The organism is Streptomyces antarcticus (assembly GCF_026627255.1).
In the GTDB taxonomy this organism is placed as follows: domain Bacteria; phylum Actinomycetota; class Actinomycetes; order Streptomycetales; family Streptomycetaceae; genus Streptomyces; species Streptomyces antarcticus.
Window position 1 is genome coordinate 86,924 of record NZ_JAPNLM010000006.1, and the last position, 14,804, is coordinate 101,727.

The window sequence follows — 14,804 nt, forward strand, 5'->3', positions numbered from 1 at the left end:
CGGGCCGTGAGCGGCCGTCAGGGGCCGAGCACGACCGCGGACTCCCCCGGAACGTGCACCCGGCCGTCCGGGCCCGGGTGTTCGACGGGCTCCCAGGAGGCCAGCACCCGCACCCCGTTGCGGCCCAGCGCGATCGTCGCCGGGTCGGGGGAGAGGTTGACGACCACCCGCACGTCGCCGCGCCGGAACGTGAGCCACCGCCGCTCCTCGTCGTAGGCGACCCGGACCGCCGCGAGGTCGGGGTCGCGCAGGTCCGGGTGCGTGCGCCGGAGCGTGACGAGGGTCCGGTACCAGGCCAGCAGCCGGGCGTGCGCGCCCTGCCCCGGCTCCGTCCAGTCCAGGCGGGAGCGGTCCCGGGTCGCCGGGTCCTGCGGGTCGGGGATCTCCTCGGCCTTCCAGCCGTGCGCGGCGAACTCCCGCCGCCGGCCGGTGCGCACGGCCTCGGCCAGCTCCGGGTCGGGATGGTCCGTGAAGTACTGCCACGGGGTGCCCGCACCCCACTCCTCGCCCATGAACAGCATCGGCACGAACGGCCCGGTCAGCGCCACCGTCGCGGCGCACGCCAGCAGTCCGGGGGACAGCGAGGCGGAGAGCCGGTCGCCGAGCGCCCGGTTGCCGATCTGGTCGTGGGTCTGGGTGTAGCCGAGGAACCGGTGGGCCGGGGTGCGGCGGCGGTCCACCGGCCGGCCGTGGGTGCGGCCGCGGAAGGACGACCAGGTCCCGTCGTGGAAGAACGCCCGGGTCATCGTCTTGGCGAGCGCGGCGAGCGGCGCCGCCGCGAAGTCGCCGTAGTAGCCCTGGGACTCACCGGTCAGCGCGCAGTGCAGGGCGTGGTGGAAGTCGTCGTTCCACTGGGCGTGCAGGCCCAGTCCGCCACTGCCGCGCGCGGTCGTGGTGCGCGGGTCGCACCGGTCGGACTCGGCGATCAGGAACAGCGGCCGCCCGGACTCGGCCGCCAGATCGTCGACGGCGGCGGCCAGCTCCTCCAGGAAGGTCAGCGCCCGCCCGTCGGCCAGCGCGTGCACGGCGTCGAGCCGGAGCCCGTCGATCCCGTAGTCGCGCAGCCAGGCCAGCGCGCTGCCCAGGAAGTACGCGCGTACCTCGTCCGAGCCGGGCGCGTCCAGGTTGACCGCCGCGCCCCACGGGGTGTGGTGGGTGTCGGTGAAGTACGGGCCGAAGGCGGGCAAGTGGTTGCCCGAGGGCCCGAGGTGGTTGTGGACCACGTCCAGGACCACCCCGAGGCCGGCCGCGTGCGCCGCGTCCACGAACCGGGCGAGGCCGGCCGGGCCGCCATACGGCTCGTGCACCGACCAGGGCGCGACCCCGTCGTACCCCCAGCCGTGCCGGCCCGGGAAGGAGCAGACCGGCATCAGCTCCACGTGCGTGACGCCGAGACCGGTGAGGTGGCCCAGGCGCGCGGCGGCGGCGTCGAAGGTGCCCTCGGGGGTGAAGGTGCCGACGTGCAGCTCGTACAGGACCGCGTCCTGGAGCGGCACCCGCGGGGGCGGCGCCCCGTGGGGGACGAGGGAGTCCGGGGTGACCACCGCCGAAAGCCCGTCGGGCCCGTCCGGCAGCCGCCGGCCGCGCGGGTCGGGGCGCGGGACGGGGTCCTCTCCCAGCAGGAACCCGTACCGGCTGCCGTCGGCGGCCGGGGCCCGCACGACCCACCATCCCTCCCGGTCCGGATCGGGTGCCATGTCGTACGTCGCGTCGTCGAGTCGCATGGCGACATGACCTGTCAGTGGTGCCCACACCTCGAACTGCACGGACGGTCCCCTCGTCTCCGGCGGTGTCCAGCATGCGTATCCTGCCCATCATTCCGGGCCGGGCGGGGGAGTTCTGGACACTCCACCCCCGACGGGCCGACAATCACCCTGTGACGTCGAGTTTCGAGTTCCCCGCCTATCCCGCGCCGCGGCTGTCCGACGCCGAGCGCGACCGGGCGCTGGGCCAGCTCAGGGAGGGCGCTGCCCTCGGCAAGCTGTCCCACGACACGTTCCTGCGCCGCATGGAACTCGCCCTGGTAGCCCGGCGCTCCGAGGACCTCGCGGTCCTCACCGCCGACCTCCAGAGCCGAAGCGGCCCCGAAAGCCCGTGGACCCGTCGGCTGTTCGGCTGGGTCGGCCGGGCGTCCGCGGTGGCCGTCGGGGTCCGGCGCGCGTGGGCCACCGAGAAGCTGCCCCGGCTGCTGCTCCCGCACCCGAGCGCGGGGGTCCTGCGGATCGGCCGCGACCCGGGCAGCGGCCTGCGGCTCACCCACGAGACCGTCTCCCGGGCGCACGCGGAGCTCAGCCTGCGGGACGGGACATGGGTGCTGAAGGACCTCGGCTCCACCAACGGGACCACGGTCAACGGGCACCGGGTGACGGGCTCGGCGGTGGTCCGGGACGGCGACCAGATCGGCTTCGGGCAGATGTCCTTCCGTCTCTCGGCGAGCTGACGGCCGACCGGGACCCGTACCCCGCGGATCCGGTACGGGGGCGGGTGCGGGGACGGGTGCTGGGACGGGTGCGGGGCGGGCCCCGGGTGCGCAGGGCGGGCGCCGCCGAGCAGGATGGACTGCCTCTACCTGGCCGAGGGCGCGCGCGGCCACGGGCTCGGCGCCGCCCTGATGGACGGGGTGGCCGGGCTCGCGCAGGAGCTGGGCCTCGACGAGGTGCAGTGGCAGACCCCCGAGTGGAACGAGGGCGCCATCCGGTTCTACGACAGCCTCGGCGCCACCGGCGCCCCCAAGCGCCGCTACACGTGGACACCGCCCGCTCCGTCCGCCCCGGCCGCCCCCTAACGGGGACTCGACGCGAGGCGTTCGTACGCGGCCAGGACGGTCCGGGACTGGTGCTCGACCTGGGTGGCCACCGGGACCCAGCGGGCGTGGAAGCGGGCCGCGAACTCCTCGCACCACCCCGTGACGAGGCGGTCGAGATCCGGCGCCGCCGCGTCGCCCCGCGCGCGCAGGACCCGCAGCAGCATCGCCGCGGCGCGCAGCGACAGCCGCCGCCCGAACGCGTCGATGCTGGCGACGTACGCCGCCGTGGCCTCGGTGGGGGCGCCCGGGCCGGTCCACTCGGCGGCGATCCGGGGGATCAGGGCGAGCGTCCAGTCCACCGCGCGGAGCAGGGGCGCGGCGTCCGGGTCCGCGTACGGTGGCTGCCCGGACCGCGTTCCGTCGCGCACCCGGGCCACCAGCGCGGCGTCCTGCGTGAGCCGTTCGGACAGCACCCGCATGGCCCGGCGCGGGTCGGGGTGCGGGGCCGGGTCGTCCACCAGGTCCGAGGCCCACATGGGGACTTCGACGATCGCGGTGGTGCCGGCGTACCGGTGGGCGTGGTACCAGGTGCTGAGCCGGGTGTCCTCCGGGTGGAAGGCTCCGGCGGCTTCGCTCCCCGGCTCCGGGATCACGAAGATCCCGGGCCCGGGGGAGAGCCAGCCGGCCGCGTCCGAGGCCCCGTTCTCCACCGGGATCCGCAGTTCGGCGGCCGACTTGGCGAAGGGCTCGGCGAGGCCCGGTATGTCGCGGGTGAGCTGCACCCAGGAGCCGCCGAGGTCGGTGGCGTGCAGCGAGACCTGCAGGACGGGCCGCAGCTCGTCGATCAGGGCGGTCAGGGCCAGCGTCTCGGGCGGCAGCCGGTCCGGGGGCAGTAAAGACGGCGCCCACTCGGGCTGTTCGGGCCCCGGTGGCCGGAAGAAGTGGCGGTGGTACTCGAGGAGCGAGTACGGGCGGGGCGTGCGGTGCAGCCGCGCGCCGTCCGGGTCGGCGCAGAGCAGGAAGTGCCATCCGCAGCCGGTGCGAGGCCCCGGGTCGTACAGCAGGTGCCGGGCGAGGGAGAGCGCGGTGGCGCCGCCGACGGGCTCGTTGGCGTGCGCGCCCGCGACGACCAGGACGTTCCGGCCGGGCCCGGCCGTGGTCCCGGTATTGGGCCCGGCCGTGGGGCCGCCGCCGGTGCCGTCCGCAGGCCCGATGGACAGCACCCAGAGGGGCTGCCCGGCCCGGGAGGTGCCGGCCTGGCGGAGACGGACCTGGCCGGGATGGCCGTCCGCCAGCGCGCGGGCGGCCAGCGCGAGTTCGAGCGGCGTGGGGTAGCGCATGTCACGAAGGAGGGTCACAGGGGATGCCATGCCCGCCCGGCGCGCCCCCTACCGCTCCGGGCGCCCCGCACTTCCCCCAATGTCCCGCGAACCGCCTGGCCACGCCGTCTCCGCCGACCGCACGGCCGCCCTTCGCACACCCACACACCCGCACACCCGTGCTCCGCACACCCGTGCCCCGCACACCCGCCCGGGGCGGCCCGCGGGGCACTCCCGTGGGCCGCCGTGGCCGCCGTCGGGTGGCGGCGCCCTACTCCTGCCGGAGCAGCAGGGCCACCGGCCAGGCGGCCAGGAGTTCGCCCAGGGGGGCCTTGCCGGCGTACGGGGTGCCGTGCGCGCCGTCCGGTTCGGCCAGCGGGACCCACCGGCCCGGCGGCAGGGGCAGCACCGTGTCCCGCCAGCCCCCGGCCCCGGCCAGCCGGTACGCGAGCCGGGTGGTCACCGCGACGAGGCCCGGCGAACGCGCGAAGGCCAGGCAGTGCTCCGCCGCCGGGCCCCGCGCGGTCAAGGGGGTGTACCCGGCGAACAGCGCCGGGCGGGCCCGGCGCAGCCGCAGGACGGCGGCCGTGAGCGCGAGCTTCTCCTCGGCGGGGCCGCGCGGCGCGGCCCCCGCGTCCAGCCGGGCCAGGGCCTCGCGGGGGAAGCGGGCCGGCCGCCGGTTGTCGGGGTCGACCAGGGCCCGGTACTCGGTCTCGGCGCCCTGGTAGACCTCCGGGACCCCGGGCATCGCCAGGTGCAGCAGCGCCGCCCCGAGGAGGTTGGCCCGGGCCGCCTCCGCCAGCTCGGGCGGGAGACCGCCGCCGGTCCGGGCGTAGTCCGGGACGGCCGCCTCGTACGCCTCGTCCCGCTCCGTCCAGCTGGTGCGCAGCGCGGCTTCGCGGACCGCCTTGAGCAGCGCCTCCTCCAGGCGGGCCGGGGCCTCGGGGGCGTCCCCGAGGCCCAGCGCGGTCTGCCGGGCCACCCACGCCAGCTGGGGGTCCGCGCCCGCGGGCCGGCCCATCAGCTCCGGCGCCTGTGAGAGCGCCGAGATCCGGGCCCGGACGTCCGCGCTGCGCTTGGTGTCGTGGGTGGACAGCACCGTGCCCGACCCGGGCCAGTCCCGGGACAGGGCCGTGCAGTACGCGTGGAACTCCCCGGGCGGGACGGCGGGACGACCCGGCTCCCCGCCGACCTCGGTGGCCGAGAGAAGGGGGGCGTACCGGTAGAAGGCCCGGTCCTCCAGGGATTTGGCGCGCAGCGCCGCCGAGGTCTGGGCGAAGCGGGCGGCGAAGGCGGGGTCGCGGAGCAGCAGCTCGCACACACCGTCCAGGCCGCGCTTGCCGCCGAAGGCGTCCCCGTCGCCGCCCGCCGCGCCCCCGTCGCCGAAGGCCGCGTCCCCGCTGCCCGCCGCGTCCCCGTCGCCGCCCGCCGTGTCGGCGGGGGTCGCCGCGAGCGCCGCGGCCGCCCGTTCCAGGGCGCCCGGGTCGGGCTCCGGCGTCTCGGGGTACGGGCGGTAGACGGGATAGGCGATGAGCAACTCCCGTACCGCCGACGCGAGTTCCAGTCCGGCGAGCCGCTCCAGCGCGGTCAGCTCGGCGGCCAGGTCACCGGTCAGCACCTCCCGCGCGGCGGCTCCGGCCGTCTCCTCCCACGGCGCCGTACCGGTGAAGTCAACGTACAGCCGGGCCAGTTCGGCGGCGCCCGCCGGATCGGTGAACACCCCGTCGACCCGGTGCAGCGCGTCGTACCCGGTGGTCCCCGCGACCGGCCAGGCGGACGGCAGCCGCTCCTCGCGGGCCAGGATTTTCTCCACCACCACCCAGCAGCGCGGACCCGCCGCCTCCCGCAGCCGCCGCAGGTACTCCCCGGGGTCCGCCAGTCCGTCGACGTGGTCGATGCGGAGCCCCTCCACGACCCCGTCCCGGACCAGCTCGAGCACCTTGGCATGGGTGGCCGCGAACACCTCCGGATCCTCCACCCGGACCCCGATCAACTCCGAGATCGTGAAGAACCGGCGGTAGTTGAGGGCGGTCCGGGCCTCCCGCCACCAGGCGGGCCGGTACCACTGGGCGGCCAGCAGCTCCGGCGGCTCCAGGCCCGCGGTGCCCTCGCGCAGGGGGAACTCGTGCTCCCCGTGGCGCAGCACGTCCCCGTCCACCACGAACGCGCTGACCTCGGCCGGCCCGGGGAGCACCGGCAGCAGCACCTGCCCGCCGCCGGCCTGCCAGTCGATGTCGAACCAGCGGGCGTACGGGGAGTCCGGCCCGTCCCGCAGCACCTCCCACAGCGGCCGGTTCAGCCGCAGCGGCGACGGCACCGCCATGTGGTTCGGCACGATGTCCAGGACCAGGCCCAGCCCGTGCGCCCGGGCGGTCGCCGCCAGTGCCCGCAGGCCGGCCTCGCCGCCCAGCTCCGCCCGGACCCGGGAGTGGTCGGTGACGTCGTACCCGTGGGCCGAGCCGGGGACGGCTTCCAGCACGGGGGAGAGGTGCAGGTGGGACACGCCGAGGGAGGCGAGGTGGGGCACGGCGGCCTCGGCCGCCTCGAAGGGGAACTCCGGGCGCAGCTGGAGGCGGTAGGTCGACGCCGGAGTGACAGGTTGCGGAATGTCAGATTCCGAATGGAGGCTTGACTGCGGCTGGCTCATGAGAACGTACGTACCCAGCCTGCCGGATTCCGTGCCATTACCCAATGCATCCGGGTGACTGCGGCGGGTTAACGTCGCTCAAGTGGTTGGAACCGTCAACACCTATCGAAAAGTCATCGCCCTGACCGGGCCCCTACTCCCCTTCGTCTCGTTCTTCGCCCGACTGCCCGTCGCGATGTCCCAGTTCGGAAGCTTCCTCCTGGTCGCCGAGACCAGCGGCTCGCTCGCCACCGCCGGCATCGTCGGCGGCTCCCTCTCCGTGGGCCAGGTGCTCTGCGGCCCCCTCCTCGGCCGGCTCGCCGACCGGTACGGGCAGCGCCGCGTGGTCCTCACCGCCGCCGCCGTCAACGCGCTGGCCACCGCGGCCCTCGTCGCCGGGGCGCTCACGCACCTCGCCACGGTCCCGCTCGCCGTGCTCGGCGCCGTCACCGGTGCCTCCGTACCGCTGATCGGGCCGCTCGCCCGGACCCGGTCCGTGGCACTGGCCCACCGGGCCAAGTCCGACGAGAGCGTCGTGGGTGCCGTCCACGCGCTCGAAGGCACCCTGGACGAGGTCTCGTTCGTGTTCGGCCCCGCGCTCGTGGGCATCGCTGCCCTCCTCGCGCACCCGGCCGTCGCCCTCGGCGGCGCCGCCGGACTCGTCGCCGTCTTCGGCACCGCCTACGCGCTGCACCCGACCGCCGCCGTCACGGCCGGATCGCCCGCGCGGGCCCGCACCGCGGGGGACAGGGTCCGGCCGCCCGGCGTGGTCTACGCCGTACGCGGCTCGCTCGCCCTCCAAGGCGCCATGTTCGGCGCCTGCCAGGCGGGGATCGCCGCGCTCACCATCCGGCTGGGCGTCCCCGACCAGGCGGCCGTCGTCTACTCCGCCATGGGGGTCGTCAGCGCCGTCGTGGGTCTCGCCCTCGGCGCGCTCCCGGCCCGCTTCGGGCTGCGGCTGCGCTGGCGGGCGGCCACGGCCGCCGCGCTGGTGCTGTCGGTGCCGCTGCTGTTCACCGACAGCCTGTGGCCGCTGTACGCCGTCGTCACCGTCCTCGGCGCCGCCTACGCCCCCCACCTGATCACCGCCTTCGCGCTCATCGAGCGGGCCGTGGAACCGGACCGGCTCTCCGCGTCGATGGCCTTCGCCGCCAGCTGTCTGGTCGCCGGGCAGGCCACGGCCCTCTTCGCGTGCGGCCGCCTCGCCGAGTGGTACGGACCCGCCGGGGCCTTCGCGGTGGCCGTCGGCGCGGCAGCGCTGTGCCTGATCCTGGCGCTCGTCACCCGGGTGCCGGCCGGCCGGACCCACGGCAAGGCCTTCATCCCGGCGCAGCAGACCGGCTCCCCGGCCCTGGGGGAGCCCGCCGCCGGGGAGCCCTCCCTCGGGGAGCCCGCCGCCTACGCCGGCCGCTGAAGCACCACCAGACACCGTCCCGTCAGCGCCACCCGGTCCCCCGCCGCGAACTGCGGCCCGGTGCCGGGTGGCAGTACGTCCGCCCGCGCCGTGTCCACGACCAGGCGCCACTGCGCGCCGTGACCGGCCGGAACCGTGAAGTCCTGCGGATCGGCGCCCGCGTTGAACATCAGCAGGAACGAGTCGTCGGTGATCCGCTCCCCGCGGGTCCCCGGCTCGGAGATCGCCTCCCCGTTGAGGAACACCGTCAGCGCCTTCGCGTGCTGCGCCTGCCAGTCGCGGGCCCGCATCTCCTCGCCGTACGGGGTGAACCACGCGATGTCGGACAGCTCGTCGTGCGTCCCCTCCACCGGCCGGCCGTGGAAGAACCGCCGCCGCCGGAAGACCGGGTGGTCGCGGCGCAGCCACACCATCCGCCGGGTGAACTCCAGCAGGGACGGGCCCGGTTTGCCCGGCTCGGGCCAGTTCACCCACGCCAGCTCGTTGTCCTGGCAGTACGCGTTGTTGTTGCCGCCCTGCGTACGGGCGAACTCGTCGCCGTGGCTGAGCATCGGCACGCCCTGCGACAGCATCAGCGTGGCGATGAAGTTGCGCATCTGGCGCTCGCGCAGCTCCTGGACCTCCGGGTCCTCGCTCGGACCCTCCACCCCGCAGTTCCACGAGCGGTTGTGCGTCTCCCCGTCCCGGTTGCCCTCGCGGTTGGCCTCGTTGTGCTTGTCGTTGTAGGAGACGAGGTCGTTCAGGGTGAAGCCGTCGTGGCAGGTCGTGAAGTTGATGGAGGCCAGCGGGCGCCGCCCGTCGTCCTGGTAGAGGTCGGAGGAGCCGGTCAGCCGTCCGGCGAACTCGGCCAGCGTGCGAGGCTGCCCGCGCCACAAGTCCCGTACGGTGTCACGGTACTTGCCGTTCCACTCGGTCCACAGCGGCGGGAAGTTGCCCACCTGGTATCCGCCCTCGCCGAGGTCCCAGGGCTCGGCGATCAGCTTCACCTGGCTGACCACCGGATCCTGCTGCACCAGGTCGAAGAACGAGGACAGCCGGTCCACCTCGTGGAACTGGCGGGCCAGCGTCGCCGCGAGGTCGAAGCGGAAACCGTCCACGTGCATCTCGGTCACCCAGTACCGCAGCGAGTCCATGATCAGCTGGAGCACGTGCGGGGACCGCATCAGGAGCGAGTTCCCCGTGCCCGTGGTGTCCATGTAGTGCCGCTGGTCGTCCGTCAGCCGGTAGTACGAGGCGTTGTCCAGCCCGCGGAAGGAGAGCGTCGGGCCCAGGTGGTTGCCCTCGGCGGTGTGGTTGTAGACCACGTCGAGGATCACCTCGATCCCGGCCTCGTGCAGGGCCCGTACGGCCGACTTGAACTCCAGCACCTGCTGGCCGCGGTCGCCGGAGGCGTAGCCGTTGTGCGGGGCGAAGAAGCCGATGGTGTTGTAGCCCCAGTAGTTGCTCAGCCCGTCGTTGACCAGCCGGTGGTCGTTGACGAACTGGTGCACCGGCATCAGCTCCAGCGCCGTCACCCCGAGCTTGGTGAGGTGCGCGATGACCGCCGGGTGGGCGAGCGCCCCGTACGTGCCGCGCAGCTCCTCGGGGAGCTCCGGGTGGTGCATGGTGAGGCCCTTGACGTGGGCCTCGTACAGCACGGTGTGGTGGTACTCGTGCCGCGGCGGCCGGTCGTCGGCCCAGTCGAAGTACGGGTTCACCACCACCGAGCTCATGGTGTGCGGGGCCGAGTCCAGGTCGTTGCGCGAGTCGGGCCGGCCGAAGTGGTAGCCGTACACCTGTTCGCCCCAGTCGACGCGGCCGGCGATGGCGCGGGCGTACGGGTCCAGCAGCAGCTTCGCCGCGTTGCAGCGCAGTCCGCGCTCGGGCTCGTACGGGCCGTGGACCCGGAAGCCGTAGCGCTGGCCCGGCATGACGCCGGGCAGGTAGGCGTGGCGGACGAAGGCGTCCGTCTCGCGCAGCTCCACGGCGGTCTCCGAGCCGTCGTCGTGGAGAAGGCACAGCTCAATGCGGCGGGCGGCCTCGGAGTAGACCGCGAAATTGGTGCCGGCGCCGTCGTAAGTGGCACCCAGCGGATACGCCTGTCCAGGCCATGCCTGCATAGAAAACGACTCTTCCCATCCTGCTCCGGCTGATCCGGCTGGACCACGTCACAGCCAGATCTTCCCCGAAAGAGGCCCCCCACGCGTGGACTTGGGTTGCTCCTACCGGGTGACCCGGAGAGCTGACGATCGGGTCAGTGGACTGTGTGGGCATCGGATAATGGGTCAACGGGCATGCGGTGTACGGGCCATCGGGCTGCAACGGGCCGCGCGCGCGGAGTACCCTTCCGTGATCACTGGAGACGGGCGTCCAGACGCAGAAGGCGGTGCACGGGTGAGCTCGGGAGGTCTGGAGCTGCCCCCTGGTGACAGCGGTCACGAGGGTGGCCCGGCGGACGCCACCGGAGGCGGGGCGGCGGGCATCCCGGCCGGTGCGGTCTCCCTGGCGGGCGGACCGGAGGAGGCCCGCGAGGTGCGGGCCGGAGCCGAGCTCGACTGGGGCGCGGAGGCCTGGAGCGAGGTCCGCACCCGGGCCCAGCGGGCGGGCCGGGCGTACATCTGGCTGAACCTCATCGAGCAGCGCCTGCGGGCGGTGGTCGGCGCGGTGCTGCGGCCGATCTACGAGCCAGCGCACGGCGGGGACGACTGGGTGGTCGCCGCGGCCGGACCCGCCGGACAGGAGTGGGTGCAGCGGGCCGTCGCCGTGCGCGAGGTCAGCCGGCGCAAGGGCTACCTGCTCGACTCGGCCGACGACAACGTGCTGAGCTTCCTGACGCTGCCCCAGCTGCGCGAGCTGATGGTCCAGCACTGGCCCTGTTTCGAGCCGTACTTCGACGACCGGCGCGAGATCGAGCTGGCCCTCGACGAGCTGGAGGTCACGCGGAACGTGGTCTCCCGCAACCGGGCGCTGTCGCGCGCGGTCCTGGAGCAGGCGGAACGCGCCTCGGCGCGGCTGCTGGAGGTCCTCGGCGGCGGCGCGGGCAGCCCGTCGGCCGACCGGCTGCCGATCGACGCCGTCGAAGACCTGGTGGGCGACCGGTACGCGGACGTCATCTCCGTCCACCCGGACCGGGTGCGCCTCCAGCGGCAGCTGCCGGCGGAGGACCTGTTCGGCGGCGCCCGCCGGCTGGACGCGATCGGCATAGGCCTCAACCTGCTGGTCCAGAACTTCTCGGGCCGAAGACTCGTCCGGCTCAGCGAGGCGGGCTGCCGGGTGCGGCTGGTGTTCCTGAACCCGGCGAGCAGCGCGGTCAAGCGGCGCGAGCGGGAGCTGGGGCTGCGCAAGGGAGAGCTGAGCCGCTCGGTGGAGATGAACATCCTGCACGTGCGGCGGGTACGGGCGGGGCTGCGCGACCCATCGCGCTTCGACATCCACGTCTTCGACGAGACCCCGCGGTTCACCGCCTACCTGGTGGAGGGGGAGTCCTCGGGCATCGCGGTGGTCCAGTCCTACCTGCGGCGGGCCCGGGGCATGGAGGCACCGGTCCTGGTCCTGCGCGGGGGCGGACGCGGGGTGCCGAAGGACTCCGAGCACGGGCTGTTCACGACGTACCGGGAGGAGTTCGAGTCCGTGTGGGAGGACTCCCGGCCGGTGTCGTGAAGCCCGCGCGTGGCGCGGGGCAGGGGGTGGGGAGGGGGCGGTGAAGGGGCACCGAGGGGGCACCGAGGGGGGCGTCGTCCGGCTTGTCAGTGCCCCGTGTCAGGCTGAAAGCCGTTGACCGAAGGCGTACGGGGGAGGGGCACGGGGTGGAGGACTGGCACGGCACGGGGGACCGGCACGGCGGTCTGCCGATCGGAATCGGCCTGGCTACGGCGGGCACGGAGCAGGGGACACCGCCGCGGCGGCGGCCGGCGGACACCGCCGGAACGGGGGCGGCACGATGAGCTGGATCAGCGGACCCCTGGTGGCCTTCGACCTGGAGACCACGGGCACCGACGTCGAGACCGACCGCATCGTCACGGCGGCGGTCGTCCGGCTGGACCCGGACGGCGCCGTCGCGGAAGAGCGGACCTGGCTGCTCGACCCCGGGGTCGCGATACCCGAGCAGGCGTCGGCGATCCACGGGATCTCGACGGAGCACGCCCGGACCCACGGGGTGCCGGCCGTCTCCGCGGTCGAGGAGATCGCGCGGGCCGTGGCCGACGGACTGCGCTCCGGGACACCACTGGTCGTGATGAACGCCCGCTACGACTTGTCGCTGCTGGACCGCGAGTGCCGCCGGCACGGGGTGGAGTCGATCAGCGAGCGGCTGGGCGACGCGCCCTCGCCCGTCATCGACCCGCTGGTGATCGACAAGCACGTCGACAAGTACCGCAAGGGCAAGCGGGCGCTGTACGCGCTGTGCGCCCACTACGGCGTGTCGCTCGACGACGCGCACGACGCGAAGGCCGACGCGGTGGCCGCCGCCCGGGTGGTGCGGCGCATGGCCGAGAGGCACCGGCCCGTCGGCGCGATGCCCCTGGCGGACCTGCACGACCTCCAGGTGCGCGCGGCGGCCGAGCAGTCGGTCTCGCTCCAGGCCTACCTGCGGCGCACCGCGGACCCGGCGGCGGTCGTAGAGCCGGCCTGGCCGCTCATCCCGCGGAGCCGGTGACCGCGCCGGCCGCGTGATCCGGCCGGCACGGCCCGGCCGCCGGGGTCGTTGGGGCTGTTGGGGCTGTTGGGCCGACAGGCCGGCCCAGTGCCGTGGCCGGAGGGGTTCACCGTGTCGCGGCGCCCGGCCCGGCACCGCGCCGCGTTGTCGGACCACACCGGCACGTCCAGTACGAGCCGTGGCCTTCCGCCTTGCGACGCACCGCACCGCACCTGACACCACGACCCGGCGACCTTCCGGCCACGGCCCTAGAAGGCGTGCCAGCGCAGTTCCCGGTCGCCGTCCCGCAGGGAGGCCACCCGGCGGCGGAACTCGGCGAGCGCGGCCGGGTTGACCGGCGCGTGCTGGGAGACCCAGGCGCAGCTGGCCGTCTCGCGGGCGCCGCGCAGGACCGCGCAGCCCTCCCAGTCGCGGACGTCCCAGCCGTACGCCGTCACGAACTCCCCGTACGCCCCGGCGGGCAGCCCGTACCGGTCGAGGGAGAGGGCCATCACCACCAGGTCGTGCTCGCGCAGATCGGCCGACACCGTCTCCAGGTCGACCAGGACCGGCCCGTCCGGACCCACGTGCACGTTGCGGGTCAGGGCGTCGCCGTGGACGGTGCCGGGGGTCAGGTACGGGGTCAGGGCCGCGACCTCGCCGGCGTAGGCGTCGCGCCGGGCCCGCAGGTACGCCGCGTCCGCCGGGTCGACGGCGTCCCCCGCCAGCCGCAGCCAGCGCTCGACCCCGCCCAGCAGGTCCCGCGGCGGCAGGGCGAACGGCGGTGCGGGCAGCGCGTGGACGGCGCGGAGCAGGGCCGCGAGGTCCTGCGGGCCGGGCGGCCGGACGGCCTCCGGGAGCCGGTGCCACAGCGTCAGCGGATGCCCGTCCACCAGGCGCGGTCGCGGCTCGGCCGCGCGGACGGCCGGGATGCCGGACGCGGCGAACCAGTCCGCGACCGCGAGTTCCCGTTCGGCGCGCTCCAGCAGCGCCGCCTCCCGGCCGACCTTCACCACCAGGTCGCCGACGGCGAAGACGGCGTTCTCGCCGAAGGCGAGGAGGACGGGCGGCTCCGTCAGGCCCGCCGTCGTCAGTACGTCCCTGGCCTGCGCCTCGTCCATGCCGTTCGTCTCGTCCCTTGCCGCGGCGTCGTGAGTGCGCCCAGTCTCGCATCCCGGCGGGCGCTGCCGGAGCCCCGTACCGGGGGCGGTCAGGCCGGGGGCGCCGTTCCCCACGACGGGTCGACGAGACGGGGGAGTTCGAGCAGGGAGTCGATGGAGAAGTCGGCGACCTGCCGGACCGTCTCGTCGTCGGCCCACCAGTGGCCCCAGGGGCCGCGGCGCAGGTGCGCGGTCAGCAGGCCGGCCCGGGCCGCGGGGAAGATGTCGTTCTGCGGGTGGTCGCCGACGTACAGCGTCTGGCCGGCGGGGGCCCGGGCGGCGCCGACGACCTGGTGGAAGAAGTCCGGACCGGGCTTGGAGACGCCCCACTCGGCGGAGGTGACGACCAGGTCGGCGGGCAGGTCCAGGGACCGCAGCAGGTCACCCGCCTTCGCGGACTGGTTCCCGGCGACGACGACCCGGACGCCCATGTCCCGCAGCGCGGCGAGCGCGGGTCTGACGTCGTCGTACAGGTCGCTCTCGTCGAGCCGTTCACCCCGGCCGGCCGCCTCCCGCGCCGCGTACTCGGCGTCCGGGTCGACGCCCGGTTTCAGCAGCCGCAGCGCGTCGGAGGGGTCTCGGCCGTCCACCACCACGACGCCGACGAGCGCCGACAGCGTGTGCCGGGGGACGCCGAGCCAGTCCGCCCAGCTGCCCCAGTGGCGGTCGTCGCGGATCAGGGTCTCGCCGATGTCGAGCACGACGGTGCGCATCATGCGCGCCAGCCTACGGCGCTCCGGGTCTCCTCCGGGGTGGCCGCGGGGGCCGCCGCCGCGGAGTCACAGGCAGTCGCAGCCGCAGGAGTGGAGGAACAGGAACACGGCCGTCGAAGCCGTCAGGGCGAGGGCGGCCGCGGTCACGGCGCCGGGGCCCCGCCGGGGGCGGTCCTTCGCGGGGCGGCTTCCGGGCCGCGGCTCCGTCATCTCG

12 protein-coding genes are annotated in these 14,804 nt (G+C 74.9%); 5 read left to right on the forward strand and 7 right to left on the reverse strand.

The genetic code is table 11. The features are described 5' to 3' along the window. Positions 1–17: 17 nt before the first annotated feature. Positions 18–1,766: a malto-oligosyltrehalose trehalohydrolase gene (gene treZ, locus OTB16_RS12020; protein WP_267720094.1), complete on the reverse strand. Its 1,749-nt coding sequence runs from the start codon at positions 1,764–1,766 to the stop codon at positions 18–20. Positions 1,767–1,876: 110 nt separating this feature from the next. Between treZ and OTB16_RS12025 the strand changes: the two genes are divergently transcribed. Together OTB16_RS12025 and OTB16_RS12030 are read left to right on the forward strand one after the other, a co-directional pair. Further along, the gene (locus OTB16_RS12025) at positions 1,877–2,440 is read left to right on the forward strand and encodes a DUF1707 and FHA domain-containing protein (RefSeq protein WP_267720095.1); all 564 of its coding nucleotides are present in this window, start codon (positions 1,877–1,879) and stop codon (positions 2,438–2,440) included. Between the two features lie 114 nt (positions 2,441–2,554). Continuing rightward, on the forward strand, positions 2,555–2,785 hold the full coding sequence (locus OTB16_RS12030; protein ID WP_324290804.1) for a GNAT family N-acetyltransferase: 231 nt from the start codon (positions 2,555–2,557) through the stop codon (positions 2,783–2,785). On the opposite strand, the gene OTB16_RS12035 is transcribed toward OTB16_RS12030, so the two are convergent. After that, positions 2,782–4,086 carry a M14 family zinc carboxypeptidase gene (locus OTB16_RS12035; protein WP_420717680.1) on the reverse strand — a complete coding sequence of 435 codons (1,305 nt, stop codon included), beginning with the start codon at positions 4,084–4,086 and terminating at the stop codon, positions 2,782–2,784. The genes OTB16_RS12030 and OTB16_RS12035 overlap by 4 nt on opposite strands. A 250-nt stretch (positions 4,087–4,336) precedes the next feature. Continuing rightward, a complete protein-coding gene (gene treY, locus OTB16_RS12040) occupies positions 4,337–6,712 on the reverse strand; it encodes a malto-oligosyltrehalose synthase (protein WP_267720097.1) in 2,376 nt (791 codons plus the stop codon). A gap of 82 nt (positions 6,713–6,794) precedes the next feature. Between treY and OTB16_RS12045 the strand changes: the two genes are divergently transcribed. Beyond that, positions 6,795–8,105 carry an MFS transporter gene (locus tag OTB16_RS12045; RefSeq protein WP_267720098.1) on the forward strand — a complete coding sequence of 437 codons (1,311 nt, stop codon included), beginning with the start codon at positions 6,795–6,797 and terminating at the stop codon, positions 8,103–8,105. On the opposite strand, the gene glgX is transcribed toward OTB16_RS12045, so the two are convergent. After that, the gene (gene glgX / locus OTB16_RS12050; protein WP_267720099.1) at positions 8,090–10,204 is read right to left on the reverse strand and encodes a glycogen debranching protein GlgX; all 2,115 of its coding nucleotides are present in this window, start codon (positions 10,202–10,204) and stop codon (positions 8,090–8,092) included. The two genes, OTB16_RS12045 and glgX, sit on opposite strands and share 16 nt — an antisense overlap. A gap of 274 nt (positions 10,205–10,478) precedes the next feature. On the opposite strand from glgX, the gene OTB16_RS12055 reads away from it, so the two are divergent. Beyond that, on the forward strand, positions 10,479–11,744 hold the full coding sequence (locus OTB16_RS12055) for an SAV2148 family HEPN domain-containing protein (RefSeq protein WP_267720100.1): 1,266 nt from the start codon (positions 10,479–10,481) through the stop codon (positions 11,742–11,744). A gap of 280 nt (positions 11,745–12,024) precedes the next feature. Then, entirely contained in the window at positions 12,025–12,738 is a 714-nt protein-coding gene (locus tag OTB16_RS12060; RefSeq protein WP_267720101.1) for a 3'-5' exonuclease, read from the forward strand. 248 nt (positions 12,739–12,986) lie between these two features. Here the strand turns inward: OTB16_RS12060 and OTB16_RS12065 are convergent, their stop codons facing one another. The 3 genes from OTB16_RS12065 to OTB16_RS12075 all read right to left on the reverse strand — a co-directional run bounded on the left by OTB16_RS12065 (position 12,987) and on the right by OTB16_RS12075 (position 14,800). Further along, positions 12,987–13,838, reverse strand: a complete 852-nt coding sequence (locus tag OTB16_RS12065; RefSeq protein ID WP_267720102.1) for a phosphotransferase — start codon at positions 13,836–13,838, stop codon at positions 12,987–12,989. Between the two features lie 89 nt (positions 13,839–13,927). Continuing rightward, positions 13,928–14,593, reverse strand: coding sequence for an HAD family hydrolase (locus OTB16_RS12070; protein ID WP_267720103.1), 666 nt, complete (start codon positions 14,591–14,593; stop codon positions 13,928–13,930). Positions 14,594–14,656: 63 nt separating this feature from the next. Further along, positions 14,657–14,800 carry a hypothetical protein gene (locus tag OTB16_RS12075; protein ID WP_267720104.1) on the reverse strand — a complete coding sequence of 48 codons (144 nt, stop codon included), beginning with the start codon at positions 14,798–14,800 and terminating at the stop codon, positions 14,657–14,659. Between the last annotated feature and the right edge of the window lie 4 nt (positions 14,801–14,804).

Excerpts from the sequence above, each read along its gene's own strand:
- OTB16_RS12030 (WP_324290804.1), top strand. The coding sequence starts at position 2,555 with ATGGACTGCCTCTACCTGGCCGAGGGCGCGCGCGGCCACGGGCTCGGC.
- OTB16_RS12035 (WP_420717680.1), bottom strand. The coding sequence starts at position 4,086 with ATGCGCTACCCCACGCCGCTCGAACTCGCGCTGGCCGCCCGCGCGCTG.
- treY (WP_267720097.1), bottom strand. The coding sequence starts at position 6,712 with ATGAGCCAGCCGCAGTCAAGCCTCCATTCGGAATCTGACATTCCGCAA.
- glgX (WP_267720099.1), bottom strand. The coding sequence starts at position 10,204 with ATGCAGGCATGGCCTGGACAGGCGTATCCGCTGGGTGCCACTTACGAC.
- OTB16_RS12060 (WP_267720101.1), top strand. The coding sequence starts at position 12,025 with ATGAGCTGGATCAGCGGACCCCTGGTGGCCTTCGACCTGGAGACCACG.
- OTB16_RS12065 (WP_267720102.1), bottom strand. The coding sequence starts at position 13,838 with ATGGACGAGGCGCAGGCCAGGGACGTACTGACGACGGCGGGCCTGACG.
- OTB16_RS12070 (WP_267720103.1), bottom strand. The coding sequence starts at position 14,593 with ATGATGCGCACCGTCGTGCTCGACATCGGCGAGACCCTGATCCGCGAC.
- OTB16_RS12075 (WP_267720104.1), bottom strand. The coding sequence starts at position 14,800 with ATGACGGAGCCGCGGCCCGGAAGCCGCCCCGCGAAGGACCGCCCCCGG.